At 70.3% G+C, this 11,513-nt stretch carries 14 protein-coding genes and 1 tRNA gene; 7 read left to right on the forward strand and 8 right to left on the reverse strand.

Annotated features, from left to right (window positions below; all coding sequences use genetic code 11):
* Window positions 1-7: 7 nt before the first annotated feature.
* The gene (locus tag AB0J87_RS49685; protein WP_363979337.1) at window positions 8-676 is read left to right on the forward strand and encodes a (2Fe-2S)-binding protein; all 669 of its coding nucleotides are present in this window, start codon (window positions 8-10) and stop codon (window positions 674-676) included.
* Here the strand turns inward: AB0J87_RS49685 and AB0J87_RS49690 are convergent.
* Both AB0J87_RS49690 and AB0J87_RS49695 read right to left on the reverse strand, forming a co-directional pair.
* Window positions 645-1,178 carry a cysteine dioxygenase family protein gene (locus AB0J87_RS49690; protein WP_350741611.1) on the reverse strand — a complete coding sequence of 178 codons (534 nt, stop codon included), beginning with the start codon at window positions 1,176-1,178 and terminating at the stop codon, window positions 645-647. The two genes, AB0J87_RS49685 and AB0J87_RS49690, sit on opposite strands and share 32 nt — an antisense overlap.
* On the reverse strand, window positions 1,175-2,035 hold the full coding sequence (locus AB0J87_RS49695; RefSeq protein ID WP_363979339.1) for an amidohydrolase: 861 nt from the start codon (window positions 2,033-2,035) through the stop codon (window positions 1,175-1,177). The genes AB0J87_RS49690 and AB0J87_RS49695 overlap by 4 nt, the downstream gene beginning before the upstream one ends.
* Window positions 2,036-2,278: 243 nt before the next feature.
* On the opposite strand from AB0J87_RS49695, the gene AB0J87_RS49700 reads away from it, so the two are divergent.
* The gene (locus AB0J87_RS49700; protein ID WP_363979342.1) at window positions 2,279-3,268 is read left to right on the forward strand and encodes a LacI family DNA-binding transcriptional regulator; all 990 of its coding nucleotides are present in this window, start codon (window positions 2,279-2,281) and stop codon (window positions 3,266-3,268) included.
* A gap of 78 nt (window positions 3,269-3,346) precedes the next feature.
* Here AB0J87_RS49700 and AB0J87_RS49705 read toward each other — a convergent pair whose 3' ends face one another.
* The gene (locus AB0J87_RS49705) at window positions 3,347-4,705 is read right to left on the reverse strand and encodes an aromatic amino acid lyase (RefSeq protein ID WP_363979345.1); all 1,359 of its coding nucleotides are present in this window, start codon (window positions 4,703-4,705) and stop codon (window positions 3,347-3,349) included.
* 7 nt (window positions 4,706-4,712) lie between these two features.
* Complete coding sequence (locus AB0J87_RS49710) at window positions 4,713-5,093, reverse strand: phage holin family protein (RefSeq protein WP_185068013.1); 381 nt, start codon at window positions 5,091-5,093, stop codon at window positions 4,713-4,715.
* A gap of 134 nt (window positions 5,094-5,227) precedes the next feature.
* Between AB0J87_RS49710 and AB0J87_RS49715 the strand changes: the two genes are divergently transcribed.
* Complete coding sequence (locus AB0J87_RS49715) at window positions 5,228-5,503, forward strand: hypothetical protein (RefSeq protein WP_185068012.1); 276 nt, start codon at window positions 5,228-5,230, stop codon at window positions 5,501-5,503.
* Window positions 5,504-5,577: 74 nt separating this feature from the next.
* On the opposite strand, the gene AB0J87_RS49720 is transcribed toward AB0J87_RS49715, so the two are convergent.
* Together AB0J87_RS49720 and AB0J87_RS49725 are read right to left on the reverse strand one after the other, a co-directional pair.
* Entirely contained in the window at window positions 5,578-6,354 is a 777-nt protein-coding gene (locus tag AB0J87_RS49720) for an FAD:protein FMN transferase (RefSeq protein WP_363979348.1), read from the reverse strand.
* Between the two features lie 50 nt (window positions 6,355-6,404).
* Window positions 6,405-7,106: a hypothetical protein gene (locus AB0J87_RS49725; protein ID WP_363979351.1), complete on the reverse strand. Its 702-nt coding sequence runs from the start codon at window positions 7,104-7,106 to the stop codon at window positions 6,405-6,407.
* Between the two features lie 52 nt (window positions 7,107-7,158).
* On the opposite strand from AB0J87_RS49725, the gene AB0J87_RS49730 reads away from it, so the two are divergent.
* From AB0J87_RS49730 to AB0J87_RS49740, 3 genes are all read left to right on the forward strand, one after another.
* Window positions 7,159-7,551, forward strand: coding sequence for an OsmC family protein (locus AB0J87_RS49730; RefSeq protein WP_363979354.1), 393 nt, complete (start codon window positions 7,159-7,161; stop codon window positions 7,549-7,551).
* Window positions 7,552-7,788: 237 nt separating this feature from the next.
* Window positions 7,789-8,712 carry a nucleoside hydrolase gene (locus AB0J87_RS49735; RefSeq protein ID WP_363979357.1) on the forward strand — a complete coding sequence of 308 codons (924 nt, stop codon included), beginning with the start codon at window positions 7,789-7,791 and terminating at the stop codon, window positions 8,710-8,712.
* 41 nt (window positions 8,713-8,753) lie between these two features.
* Window positions 8,754-8,827: transfer RNA gene (locus AB0J87_RS49740), tRNA-Lys, on the forward strand.
* A gap of 43 nt (window positions 8,828-8,870) precedes the next feature.
* On the opposite strand, the gene AB0J87_RS49745 is transcribed toward AB0J87_RS49740, so the two are convergent.
* Both AB0J87_RS49745 and AB0J87_RS49750 read right to left on the reverse strand, forming a co-directional pair.
* Window positions 8,871-9,389: a flavin reductase family protein gene (locus AB0J87_RS49745; protein ID WP_350741595.1), complete on the reverse strand. Its 519-nt coding sequence runs from the start codon at window positions 9,387-9,389 to the stop codon at window positions 8,871-8,873.
* The gene (locus AB0J87_RS49750; protein ID WP_363979360.1) at window positions 9,386-10,426 is read right to left on the reverse strand and encodes a MupA/Atu3671 family FMN-dependent luciferase-like monooxygenase; all 1,041 of its coding nucleotides are present in this window, start codon (window positions 10,424-10,426) and stop codon (window positions 9,386-9,388) included. Before AB0J87_RS49750 ends, AB0J87_RS49745 begins: the two co-directional genes overlap by 4 nt.
* Window positions 10,427-10,762: 336 nt before the next feature.
* Between AB0J87_RS49750 and AB0J87_RS49755 the strand changes: the two genes are divergently transcribed.
* Window positions 10,763-11,512 (forward strand): alpha/beta fold hydrolase, encoded by a 750-nt coding sequence (locus AB0J87_RS49755; protein WP_363979363.1) that lies wholly within the window; start codon window positions 10,763-10,765, stop codon window positions 11,510-11,512.
* Window position 11,513: the final 1 nt, after the last annotated feature.

Consider the following 11,513-nt stretch of genomic DNA (forward strand, 5'->3'; position numbering starts at 1 on the left):
GTTCAGGGTGCTGACCGAGACGCTCCAGCGGGTCGCCGACGCGCGTGGCGGGGTGCTGGGCGTCGAGCCGAGCCTGGTCATCGAGCCCGACGGCAGCTGGACGCCGGTCACCGAGCTGCTGCGGGAGCCGTACGCGACGCTGCTCGGGCTGATCGACGAGACGGCCGCGCGCTGGAACGCGCCACGCCACGTCGGCGCGGCGCTGTTCTGGAAGACCTACAGCTACTGGCACACCATGCCCATGGCGCTCGGCTGGGCGCTGGACGGGCGGGTGCCGATCATGCGGCCGGCGGACACGTACTTCAAGGTGTCGGACGCCGGGGTGACGATCGCGGCCACGCGGGTGAGCTGGTCCGAAGGGGCCGCCGCGATCCGCGAGGCGCTCGCCGAGTCGCAGGCGCCGCTGGTGCGGGCCGTCGGGGCGATCGCGAAGGTGGGCGAGCGGACGCTGTGGGGATCCACGGCCGAGGCGCTCGCCCATCCGCTGACGTCGATCGTGCCGGGCGACTACATGCGGCTGCTGAAGGAGATCGGCCCGCCGGTCGACGGGCTGATCGAGCCCGCCGGCGACGGCTACTTCCGCAGGACCTGCTGCCTGTGGATCACACTGCCCGATGTCGAGCCCTGCGGAAGCTGCTGCGTGCTCAGGCCACCACCGCGTCGTCCAGCGGCCTGAGCTCGTCGGCGTAGCTCACCGAGACGCGGCGCATGACGCCGGTGTCGTCGATGGAGTACTGGCCGAGCCGCCACAGCGGCGGCGAGTAGGCGTGGATGGAGACGCTTTCGTCCACCGCGCCGTTGAGCCGGTGGATGTGGTCGGGCCCGAACGAGAACGACTGCCCCTCCGTGACCACGGTCTCCAGGTGCTCGCCGCCGATGCGCGGGTTGCACTCCAGGAGCGCGCCCTGCACCACGTGGACGGCGCCGGAGGAGATGTCGTGGTCGTGCCAGCCGGTGTCGTCCTCGGGGCGCCAGCAGAGCAGCCAGACGTCCACGTACGCGTCACGGTAGAGCGAGGCGTAGTGCCTGCCGCCGTCCTCGGGGAACTGCACCTGGTCCCGCCACTCCTCGGGGTGGGTTGCCAGCTCGTTCACCAGGTCGCGCAGTTCGCGCCGGTCGAGCGTGCGCTCGGGCAACCGGGCACAGGTGCCCCCGTCCTGGATCTGCTGAGTGCTCACGTACGAGTCTCCTTTCCGCTCAATAGACGACGGGGGTTGACGACCCGGATGGCGTGGCCGGCGGCCGCGCCGAGTCCGGGCTCGGGTGCGGTGGCGTAAGGGGCGTCGGAGCCGTTGACGACGACGTCGATGCCCAGCTCGCGGACGATCGCGTCGATCGCCCGCGGGCCGTAGGAGGAGGTCTCCACGAAGAAGTTCGGATCGACCAGGCCGCGGCTGCCGCCGCCCCTGGCGATCAGGCGCTCGGAGTGCAGTGGGGCCAGCCCCGCGAGGAGGGCGAAGCAGACGCGCAGCTCCGGGTGCCTGGGGCGGACGACGGCGTGGAAGTAGTGCCACGCGGCGTGCATCTGCTGGACGTACGGCACCACGGCGGGCCACCAGGGCGGCGTGCCCGGGGTCTTCGCGGCCGGGCCGGGGTGGACGAACAGCGGAAGGCCCAGGTCCGTCAGCACCTCGAGCAGGCCGTCGTCGGGCACGGCCGTCGCGGGGATCTGCAGCCCCGCGAAGCCGCGGCCGAGGTCCCGGGCCAGGCGCTCGGGGTCGGGCCGGCTGAGGCACGTGGACGCCCAGGCCCCGAACGGCTCGCCCAGCGCGAGCGCGCCGCCGTGGTAGGCGTCGATGACCGGCCAGGACTCCTCCGGCGGCAGGAACTCGATGCCGAGCGGGCTCGACGGCGACACCAGCGCCAGCTCCAGGCCGGTGGTGTCGCGGTGCTCGAGGTCCTGGGGATCGATCTCGTACGGGGGCTCGTCGTCGAGGAACAACGTCCAGCCGTCGACGTGGGGAGGGGAGGAGCGGGCGCGCAGGGCGTCGACGAGCGGGCGCGTCCAGACGTGCTGATGGACGTCGATGCTCACGGCCTCCTCCTTCCCCTATTCCCTACTAACATTACAGGTAACCCGCGCCACCTTGCGACACTGAGCTGTGAAGCGTTTCAGTGATACGGTTCAGTGAACCGCTTCACAAGGCCGTTGTCAACGGGCCCGGCGCCGCCGGAAACACCGACAGGCCCGGCGTTCCGGGGCGGCGCACGCGCGGTGAGGAGCGCGAATCGTCTGACTGGAATCGGTTCTGTCGGCGCTAGCGAATAGGCTGGCTTAATGCCTCGCAAGAGAGCCACGATCCGGGAGGTGGCTCAGGCCACAGGCCTGTCACCGGCAGCCGTCTCATACGCGCTGCGCGGCCTGCAGGTTTCCGAGGAGACGATGGAGCGCGTACGCGCGGCGGCCGCCGAGCTGGGCTACGAGGCCGACCCCATCGCCAGGGCCCTGGCCAGCGGGCGCACCGGCATGATCGGCCTGCTGTGCGGCTCGCTGGAGGACCTGTGGCAGCAGTCCCTGGCGGTCGGCATCAGCAGAGGGCTGCGGGAGAAAGACCGCTATGCCCTGATCCTTGACGCGGTGGGCGATCCCGCCCGCGAGCGGGCCTTCGCCCAGCGGCTGCGCGACCAGCGCGTCGACGGGCTGATCGTCCAGCCGATCGATCCGGCGGCGGCGTTCTGGCCCGAGCTGTGCGAGTCGCTGCCGGTGGTCGCGATCGGCGACTCGATCGCGGGCACGGCCGGGGAGGTCGTCTTCGACAACCGGCGCGGCGTGACGCTGGCGCTGGAGCACCTGCGCGCGCTGGGCCACCGCCGCATCGCCGTCCTCACCCCGACCCGGGCCAGCACTCCCGACCGGCCCGCCGACGTGCACGTCACCGCCGAGGCCGACCGGCTGGGGCTGGACATCGTGGTCGCCACCGCCCCGCACGGGCTGGCGGGGGCCACCGCCGCGGCGCGGGAGCTGCTGGCGGGGCAGGGGCCGAGCGCGGTGTTCTGCTTCGCGGACTCGATCGCCTACGGGGTTTACGCCGCGGCTCAGGAGCTGGGGCTGGCCGTGCCCGACGACGTGTCGGTCATGGGGTATGACGATCACCCGATGTCCGGGCTGCTCACGCCTGGTCTCACGACCGTCGATTGGGACATCGACGGGATCGTCAAGGCCGCGGTCCGCCTCATCTCGGCGGCGGCGGACGGGGGGACCCGGCGGCGGCGCGTCGTCCAGGAGCCCACCCTTCGCGAGCGGGGATCGGTCGCCCGCATGACGTGACGCCTCCCCGGCCTCGGTGCGCATCCCTTAGGGGGCACCCGAGAGCGGGCACCCCCGAGGGCGGGCGCACTCGGGGGGTCAGAGGGGTGGGTGGAGGGTCAGGGCGTGGCGGGAGGCGGTGAGGTCGTCGGTGAGGGGGCGGTCCGCGGTGGGGGTGTTGAGGGCCCGGAGGGCGGCGGTGCGTTCGCAGGCCAGGACGATTTCCAGGGGCTCCAGGCAGCGCAGGGCGTTGCGGGCCGCCTGGGTGGCGAAGCCCGCGTGGTCCTCCGTGCCCAGGGAGATCACCGCCGTGCCCGTCGTCACCGGCGTCGCGAGGAGCCGGAGCTCGGCCAGGGCATCCTGGGCCACGTACTCCAGGATCAGCGCCCCCGACGACCCCGGGCGGTCGGCGAGAAAGGGGTGGTGGCCGGTGTAGGCGGGGTCCATGAGGGTGGCCAGGCGAGCGGCGCTGAGCTGGGCCGTCTGTACGAGCGCGGCACGCGCCGCGTCGAGCGCCAGCGCCAGCGGGGCCGAGTGGAAGTTGCCGTTGTGCCAGGCCAGGGAGCCGGCGATGAGGGGGTTCTCGGCGGCGGCGTTGAGGTCGATCTCGACGGCGGCGGTGGCCCGGTCGAGGGCGTCCACGGCGGCCCCGTGCACCTGGGCGAAGGCCCGGTAGCCGTACGGGTCCTGCACGCGGGTCGCCAGCTCCTGGGTGAGCAGGCCGCGCAGGCGGGCGGCCACGGCGGCCTGGCCGGGGTGGGGGCGGGCCTCCTGTACGGCGGCCGCCAGCGGCTCGGCCGAGGCGCCCACGGCGGTGAACGACATCGCCGCCACGTCGATGACGGCTTCCAGGAGGAGCCGGAGGCGGTGGCAGGCGATGGCGGCGTCGGCCAGCGTGGCGGCCCCCGAGCTGATGAACGGCAGCGCGTCCTCCGGGGCGAAGGGGAAGCGGGGCCCGGCCACGTCGATCGAAGGCGCCCCCGGAGGGAACGGGGGTGGGGGTTCGTGGTGCCAGGGGAGTTCGCCGAGCAGGCACAGGGCCGTGGTGGCGAGGGCGGAGAGGTCGCCGGTGCCGATGGCGCCGTACGTCTGGATCGGCGGGGTGAAGCCGCCGTTGATCGCCTCGGCCAGCGCCGGCAGGACGGCCGGATCGATGCCGGAGCCGCCGGCGATGAGCTGGTTGAGCCGGACCACGAGCATGGCCCGGGCGCGGGCCGGCGGGATCATCGGGCCGGCGCCGCACACGTGGCTGCGGAGCAGGTCGAGGCCGGGTTTGTCGAGGATGACGCCTCTGTTGGCGCCCACGCCGGTGCTCCGCCCGTACACGGGGCCCGTGAGCTCCTGAGCGGTGGCCCACGCGGCCCGGGCCCGATCGAGGGAGGCGATCGTGACCCGGGCACCGTCGTACGCGGCCTCGTGGACCTGCGCGCAGGTCAGGCCGGCGCCGTCGAGCTCCACCGGCGGTTCAGTCGCCGTCGGGAATGAACAGGCCCAGCAGCCAGCTCACCACGCTGATGATGATCGCGCCCCAGAAGGCGGCCGGATAGAAGTTGTCGACGTGGAAGGGGATGTCGAGCTGGGTCGAGATCCAGCTCGTCAGCAGCAGCATGGCCGCGTTGATCACGAGGAGGAACAGGCCCAGTGTCAGAACGATGATCGCGCATCCGAGGGCCTTGACGATGGGCTTGACGATCGCGTTCACGATGCCGAAGATCAACGCCACGATCAGCAGCACGCCCCAGTATTTGGCGGAGTTGGGGGAGGTGCTGACCTCGATGCCGGGGACCAGTTGGATGGCCACCCAGAGGGCCGCCGCCGCGGCGATGGTTCTGATGATGAATCTCACGCTGCTTGATCCTCCCACTTGAGATCGGCACTTCGATAGTGGCGCGGCCACTACGATTCTCAGCGGCTACTGTGCGTAGTCGTCGGTTATGGTTGGCCCAACTCGGGAAGAGGCGTCCAGGGGGAGGGAGCGAGATGGACGCGAACGGGCTCGAGTCGTTGCCGGCCGACGAGTTGCACGACCGTGCGGTGCGGTACGCCGTACGGCACGGGGACCTGGGGTTTCTCTGGGACCTGTTGAAGGTGATCCCGGCCGCCGAGGCCGCCAGCGGTCACGGGACGGAGGCCGCCAACGACCTCAGCAGGGTCTCCGCGCTGCTCAGCGATGCCATCGCCTCCGGCGAGGGGCAGTTGGGTGAGGCGCTGCGCCCGATCTACATAGAGTATTTGCGTAAACATCCCGACGCCTGACCGTGCTCCCAGGGCGCCGGGGGGTGACCTCGCGAGGCCGATACGGGCCACCCTCCGTAATCACACGGGCGCGCTCAGCCCGCCATGCGGGCCTCGCTGCCGCTGAATTCGGCGAACCCGGGCGTGCTGACCTCCTGCCCGTCACGGGTGATGATCATCGTCTGGTACGGCCCCGCCGCCGCCAGGTCGGCCGCGAAGCGCCTGGACAGCATGGGCCCCATGGCGTAGATGGCGGTCGCGTACGCGTCGGCCTGGCCCAGGTCGGGACCGATCACGGTGACCGAGCCGAGCCCTTCCTCCACGGCCCCCGTGTGCGGGTTGACGATGGGCGCGCCGCCGGAGGTGGCGATGCCGAGGTCGTGGGCGAAGACGACCTTGCGGATCACGTCCTTGCGCGGATCGCGGATGCCGACCCGCCAGCGCTTGCCCGGGGCGGCCGAGCCGCGCACCCTGATGTCCTCGCCCGCGCTGATGCGGTGGTCGCCCGCGCCCGCGTTGACCAGGGCGCGGGAAAGGCGTTCGAGCGCCCAGCCCTTGATGTAGCCCGACGGGTCGGTGACGCCGTTGATGCGGGCCTCGAAGTAGCCGTCGGTGGCCTGGCTGATCTCGTCGCAGCGGTGGAGGACCTCGATGAGCTCGGGGATCTGCTTGATCGTCTGGCCGCGGTTGAGGCGGCCGATCTGGCTGTCCTCTCTTACCGGGCTGAAGGTGTCTTCCACCCACCTCAGCCAGGAGAACGCGTCATCCAGCAGGGGCGTCATCTCACGCACCGGGAGAGCGGTGCGGATGTCCACACTGACCGGCATGCCCATGACCATCTCGACACGGGCGCTTCCGGGGAAAGTCGTCACCTTGCCTCCTTGTCCGCAGCCCACCGTTGCAGATGGCGCGTAATGTGGAGCTAAACCTTTTGCCGTGATTTGAAATGAATTTGTGATCTTGGGACAGCAAGGCGTGACAACGCGCCGCGTACGTACCTCTTGAACTGCCGCGGACCGGCCACCACCACGTCGCGCTCGGCGATGTCGGGAATCTGGCGGCTCAGGCCGGAGGCGCTCAGGCGCTCCTTGGCGCGCGGGTCGTGCTCGGCGCCCTCGACGAGGATGAGCCCGTATCGGGCCTCCAGGTCGCGCAGCTCGTCGGTGGCGCGCTCGGTGCGGTAGACGGCCACGGTGCCGGGCGTGCCGGCCAGCCGTTCGCGCAGGGCGGCCGCGTCGAGGCCGGTGGCGATCAGCAGGGTCGGCCTGGTCGCGTGGGAGAGCTGGTGACTCCAGACCGCCATGACGGCCGCCATCGCGTACAGGACGAGCGAGCCGGCGCGGCTGAGGTCGGTCACGTACGCCGTGGAGCTGAACTGGTGGGCCACCAGCAGCGCGCCGGCGAGATAGCTGCCGAGCCGCAGGCGCTGCCTGGCCTCCTCGGTGCGGAGGTAGTCGGCGGCCTTGACGGTGATCAGGCCGAACGCGACGAGCAGCGCCGCGGCGGCGTAGGCACTGGGTCGCCATGGGTAGCCGAATCCCGGCTGGATCGCACCGAACTCGGCCACCGCGACCCCGCACCAGAAGAGGATGGGACCTTGGTTCGCATTCGCCTCGCTAGCCATGCCACTCACGATGCTGAATGAACATTAAAGGTTTCTGAGTAGGGTCTGAAACATGGCTAACGTGCGTGTCGAACGAACTGAGGACGGCGGCTTCCGGGCCACGAACGCCCGCGGCGCCGAGGTGCGGATGGGCAGCGGGGACGAGGACGGGGTGTTCACCCCGGTGGAGTTGCTGCTGGCGGCCGTGGGCGGATGCAACATCGTGACGGTCGAGCCGCTGACCGCCAAGCGGGGTCACCGGCTGGTCCGCCTGGCGATGACGGTGCAGGCGGAGAAGGTCGAGCCCAGCAAGCTGGGCCCGGTCACCGTCACGTACGACGTCGAGCTGCCCTCGGAGGAGGCCGACGAGGTGTTCAGGGCGGTCGCGGAGCGGGTGCACGAGAAGTACTGCACGGTGAGCAGGTCGCTTCAGGAAGGTACGGAGGTTCGGTTGGAGCTTCCGTAGTCGGATTAAACAGATATTCGACCCCGTTATGACGCGACCGTTGCATTCGTCTCGGTAGCGTTGTAGCAGGTCAAGAGGCCAATAGACCTTCACCGAAGCGGACGCGGAGGGGGACCGCGGTTCGCCAGTGCGGGACCGCCGGCGTTTTGGGGGAAGCGCCGGCCTGGACCGCCGCCGATCGGGCCGGGCAGCTTTGGGGGAACTGCCCGGCCCGATCTATGCGTATCCTCCCCTTTCGTGAAGAAAGTGCTGATTGACTGCGACCCCGGCATCGACGACGCGCTCGCTCTGGCCCTCGCCGCCGGCTCCCCCTCCCTGGACGTGGTGGGCATTACCACCGTGGGGGGCAACGTTGACCTCTCCCTGACCACCGCGAACGCCCTCGCGCTGCGCGAGTTCCTGGAAATGGGGAATGTCCCCGTGACGCCGGGCAGCGCCGGCGCCCTCCTGCGCGAGACCGTGCGCGCCACCCGCGTGCACGGCACCACGGGTCTCGGCGGCGTGGTGCTCCCCACCCCGCAGCTGGGGCCCTCGGACGGCCACGCGGTCGACTTCATCGTGGAGACCCTGAAGGCCGCTCCGGGCGAGATCACGCTGGTGGCCGTGGGCCCGCTGACGAACATCGCCCTCGCCGTACGCCGCGAGCCGCGCGTCGTGGAGTGGGCCCGCGAACTGGTGATCATGGGTGGCTCGTTCACGCGTGGCAACCACAATCCGGCGGCCGAGTTCAACATGCTGGCCGACCCGGAGGCGGCGGCCATCGTCTTCGGCGCCGGGTGGACGGTGCGGATGCTGGGGCTGGACGTCACCCTGTCCGCCACGGTCACCTCGGATGTCCTGGACCGGATGCGGCCGCTCGGCAGGCTGGCCGAGCTGCTGGTGCCCGCCGCGCAGTTCTATGGAGTGGTGACGGCCGACGGCGGGCCGGCCATCCATGACGCGTGCGCGGTGGCGTACGTGCTCGATCCCTCCCTCTTCACCTGCGTCCCCGCGACGGTGAACGTCGAGACCGCCGGGCTTTACACGCGGGGGATGACCGTGACGGACTTCAAGGTGAGCGAGCAGGACTCGAACGCGCTCGTGGCCACGTCGATCGACGTCAAGGGATTCTGGGAGCTGGTGCTGGGAGCGTACGAGAGGCTGGCGGGGCGGCTCGGATGATGTGCGGTCAGGGCTCGGCGGCTGATACAGTTACACCTGTTGCGCCGCTAGCTCAGTTGGTCAGAGCAGCTGACTCTTAATCAGCGGGTCCGGGGTTCGAGTCCCTGGCGGCGCACAGCGAAAAGCCCAGGTCACTCAGGTGGCCTGGGCTTTTTTGATCAGGCGGGCGCCGGGCATCGGCGCGTCAGGATCGGGAAGGTCTCGGCGCACACCCGGCCGAGGCGCCCGCGGTGGAAGACGAGCGGGTCGTCGTCGGAGTCGTTCACGGTGAGCGACACCACCCTGGCGAGGATCAGCTCGTGGTCGCCCACCACGTGGCTCAGATCGAGGACGCAGTCGATCCACGCGACCGCGCCCGTGATCGCCGGGTGACCGCTCTCCCGCACCGACCAGCCGACCCCCGAGAACTTGTCGCTCCCCTTGGCCGCGAACGACCGGCACACCTGCTCCTGCCCGGCCCCCAGCACGCTGATCGTGAAGGCGCCCGCGGCCTTGATGCGGGGCCAGGTGGCCGAGGTGTGGGCGGCGCAGAAGCTCACGATGGGCGGGTCGAGGGAGACGGAGGTGAAGGAGTTGACCGTGAAACCGTGCGGTTCGCCGTCCTCCAGCGCCGCGATCACGACGACCCCCGTCGGGTAGTGGCCGAGCACGCGCCTCAGCCTCAGGCTGTCGATCATCGTGTGCTCCAGCGCCGCTTGAGCTCGTCGAGGTGGCGCAGCCCGTCGAGGACGGTGTCCGTGTCGGGGACGAAGTCGATGAGACAGGCGACCTCGTCGACGCCGATCTCCTGGAGCGAGCTCAATACCGCCATGCCATCGTCGACCGTGCCGAACAGGCCGCCCGTGTCGAAATAGCGGTCGAACGATACCTCCAGAAGGAACTCGATGTCCTCCGGGTCCATCGAGTCCGGGTCGATGCCGGGCATCAGGTCCTCGGCCGCCTTCAGCACCAGGCCGAGAGAGCTGCGCAGGTAGTCGGTGAAGGGCTGGTGGACGATCTCGCGCACGCGGGCGCGGTCCTCGCCGATGAAGGTGTGCAGCATCAGCGCGACGTGGCCGGTGCCGCTGTGCGCCCTGGCGTAGTGCTCGCGGTAGTCGGCGACCTTGCGCACGAGGTCGTCCAGGCTCTGGCCGAGCAGGTGCGTCAGGATGCCGTAGCCGAGATCGCCCGCCTGGCGGAACGTCTCCGGGTTGCCCGAGCTGGTGAGCCACGTGGGCAGCTCCGGCTGGACCGGCGCCGGGTAGGCGCGCAGCTTGACCGACTCGCCGGCCCCGTCGACCAGCTCCACCTCCTCCTGCCGCCACAGCCGCCGCACCGTGTCGATGGTGTCCGTCGTCACCTGCCGGCGGCCGGCGTAGTTCTCGGGCCGCAACGCGAAGTCGACCACATGCCAGCCCGGGGCGAAGGACACGCCGACCCGGCCGCCGGACAGGTTGTCCACCATGGCCCATTCCTCGGCGATGCGAACCGGGTGGTGCAGCGGCGCCACGACGCTTCCCGCGCGGATGGCGACCCGCTCGGTCACGGCGGCGACGGCCGCGGCGCTCACGGCGGGATTGGGATATCGGCCGCCGAATTCATGAAAATGCCGCTCGGGTGTCCACACCGCGGAGAATCCATGGGTGTCGGCGAACCTGGCCCCTTCCAGCAGCAGCCGGTACTGGTCGGTTCCCGCCCTGACATCGTCCGCGAAATAGAATAGACCAAAGTCCATCGTTTCTCCTTGCGTACCGCGTTGATGCGCCCGGTCCGGGTGTCACAAGTATTTGTGAGCGGAGAAAGCGGGGTAACCCCTAGCGCCCACTAGGCGTGCCGGCCGTCGGGCGTCCGCCCTGCTGAGCACGGCCTGACGCGCTCGGGCAACCCTTATCGCCCCTTATCTCGACGCGGCTTCACCGCGCGCCGGAGCGTCGGCGGATTCGTTAGGGGAATACCCCCGGACATTAGGGGGCGAATCCCGTGGCTACGCCGCGGCCGCATGGGCTGGAATGAACGGTGATATCCCGCGGCGTGGTGCCGAATTCCCTGTCGGCAGAGGAAGGAATGTTCAGTGATCACCGAAACCGGAGCGTGGGTACGGCGGTTCTTCGCCGCGCCGGCATCCGCCACCCGTCTGATCTGCTTCCCGCACGCGGGCGGCTCCGCTTCCTATTTCCACCCGGTCGCCAAACAGCTCGCACCGCGGCTCGACGTCCTGGCGATCCAGTATCCGGGCCGGCAGGAACGCCGCCTGGAGCCGTGCATCGACGACATAGGCACCCTCGCCGATCGCCTCACCGGGGAGATCCTGCCCCTGGCGGACCGGCCGATGGCCTTCTTCGGGCACAGCATGGGCGCGGTGGTCGCGTTCGAGGTGGCCAAGAGGCTGATGGGCGACGGCGTCTCGCCGCTGGTGCTCTTCGCGTCCGGACGGCGCGCGCCGTCGAGCGTACGCGTCGAGACCGTGCACAAGGAGGGCGACCGGGCGCTCATCGCCGAGGTACGGCGGCTCGGCGGCACCGACACGCGGATGCTGGACGACCCCGAGCTCGTGAACATGATCCTTCCGTCGCTGCGCGGCGACTACACGGCGATCATGACCTACCGCTGCCCGCCCGGCATCAAGATCGACGCGTCGATCATCACGCTGGTCGGCGACTCCGACCCGCACGTGTCGCTGGACGAGGCCGAGCGCTGGAAAGAGCACACCAGCGGCCCGTTCGACATGCACGTCTTCCGCGGCGGCCACTTCTACCTGAACTCACACGCGGCAGCGGTCATGCGGAAGATCACCGAGAACATCCCCGCCGTCCAGGCGTAGG

The organism is Nonomuraea sp. NPDC049625 (assembly GCF_040675285.1).
In the GTDB taxonomy this organism is placed as follows: Bacteria; Actinomycetota; Actinomycetes; order Streptosporangiales; family Streptosporangiaceae; genus Nonomuraea; species Nonomuraea angiospora_A.